Origin of the sequence: Roseibacillus persicicus, from assembly GCF_014651675.1 — a bacterium.
GTDB classification, from domain to species: domain Bacteria; phylum Verrucomicrobiota; class Verrucomicrobiia; order Verrucomicrobiales; family Akkermansiaceae; genus Roseibacillus; species Roseibacillus persicicus.
Window position 1 is genome coordinate 1 of sequence record NZ_BMXI01000030.1, and the last position, 1742, is coordinate 1742.

The following is a 1742-nucleotide window of genomic DNA, read 5'->3' on the forward strand; positions in this document are numbered from 1 at the left end:
ATCTCTTTAATCTTTCAAACCTCACCAACTAAAAAACCGAGAAAACACACTCGACAATAAAAGCCTCATAGCAGCACACCCAATCCGACCGACTCAGCGCGCTTTCAATACTTCCACCACGTCCCCTTCACCAAGCAACCACCAACTCGCCAGCGCGGTCGGATTTGTGGTGCTGCGCATTGTTCGCCCATTGCTTCGAGGTCAATATCTGTTCGAACTACTGATAATCGTCTCTAAAGGGTTCCTCGTAGCGTCGCCGAATACTGAAATGTATTGCCCATTGCCGTATGTCACGTGGAGATTTCCATCCGGTCCAATCTTACAGCTTGGTGAATCCTGATTACCGATTTCCATCATAACCAGTTTCTCATCATTGTCGCCTTCCCATTGAAGCTTCCAATTATAGGATCCTGGCAAAGATGCGTAATCAGCAAAGCCCACATCGCCCTGCTTCCAACGAATCACGCCGAAATGAACGTCCGCGTCTTCTCGATCACTGAAACCGATACCCGAAAATAATTCAAGAACAACAAACAAAATACCGATTACAAGGATCGTGACAAAGAATCCTCCCGCAGTCAGGTATAGTCGACTTTTCACAGGTATTTTTGGCGAACGTTTTAGTTTTGCAGATTTTACCTCAGCGACACTTCGATTCAAGATTAATACCTACTCGTAATTTTGATCTCCGGATCTATCTCGGGTAAAATTCTGCAACAACGTTCAAGTGCAGCTAGGCCGACCGCCTCAGTGCACCCCAGCACATCTATCACCCCCAAACTTCCTGTCAATGAGTTACCCGCAAGAGCGGTCGGACTTAGCTGGCACGCCTTGTTCTGCCTTGTTAGTTTTGTCAGCTGTCGAGAATCTACTGGCTACTCACTTCGAGAGCGAACCAAGAGCATTCGAATCGCAACAAACAAGAGTAGAACGATGGGAGTAGGTTCAGGAATTGTCTCAACCCTAGTAAGCCGGAAGCCTGCTCCCCCGCTGATCCGGATTGAATCAAAAGTCAATTCAGTGACTTGACTGAGATCGCCACCAGTTATCTCAACCAACGGAACGTCCACAACGAAGGCTCCATCATTGTCATTAAAAATAGTCGATAGCTTGAAATCCCATGAAAATCCAGCAACACCCGATTCTGTAGCGAGGCCCAAACTGGCAGAAAAGGGCCTCCCTTCCGTCCCACTCGTCCCTCCATCAAAGTGTAATCGAAGAATCGAAGCACCTTCACCTAGCAAATCGACAGGGGTGGTAGAGCGATAGCCGAACTGGAAGTAGCCTGTGCTATCAGGCCCCAAGTCGTACGCCAAAATCTGTTCGCTTGTTGTGACGGAGAGCCTCTGCACTCCGCCGTCGCTGAAGTGTAGAAATCGAGTGTCAAATAAGCTACCTAAAATTGGAACCTCGGATGTAATTGCCACCGAACCATGATCGGGCGGCCATGAAACCTCTTGATCCCCGGTGGTAAATGTGTCGATTACCGCTCCCGAGGCTTGGAATGCAAGTGCAAGGGAGATGAGGATAGCAGGCGAAAGGATCATGTAGGCACAATGGCATTACGGATCCGATTTACAAGTGTTTTTCAGCAGAACGTTCAAGCACACCCAATCCGACCGACTCAGCGCGCTCTCACTACTTCTACCACCTCCCCTCCTCCAATCAAACTCCAAACTCGCCTGCGCGGTCGGATTTGTGGTGCTGCGGTATGTTATCCAGGACGGTCCGAAGTCAGAAGG

2 protein-coding genes are annotated in these 1742 nt (G+C 49.0%); both read right to left on the bottom strand.

Annotated features, from left to right (window positions below; genetic code table 11):
* Nucleotides 1–201: 201 nt before the first annotated feature.
* Nucleotides 202–660: a hypothetical protein gene (locus tag IE099_RS20280; protein ID WP_189574557.1), complete on the bottom strand. Its 459-nt coding sequence runs from the start codon at nucleotides 658–660 to the stop codon at nucleotides 202–204.
* A gap of 215 nt (nucleotides 661–875) precedes the next feature.
* Nucleotides 876–1547 carry a hypothetical protein gene (locus IE099_RS20285; RefSeq protein ID WP_189574559.1) on the bottom strand — a complete coding sequence of 224 codons (672 nt, stop codon included), beginning with the start codon at nucleotides 1545–1547 and terminating at the stop codon, nucleotides 876–878.
* Between the last annotated feature and the right edge of the window lie 195 nt (nucleotides 1548–1742).

Excerpts from the sequence above, each read along its gene's own strand:
- IE099_RS20285 (WP_189574559.1), bottom strand. The coding sequence starts at position 1,547 with ATGATCCTTTCGCCTGCTATCCTCATCTCCCTTGCACTTGCATTCCAA.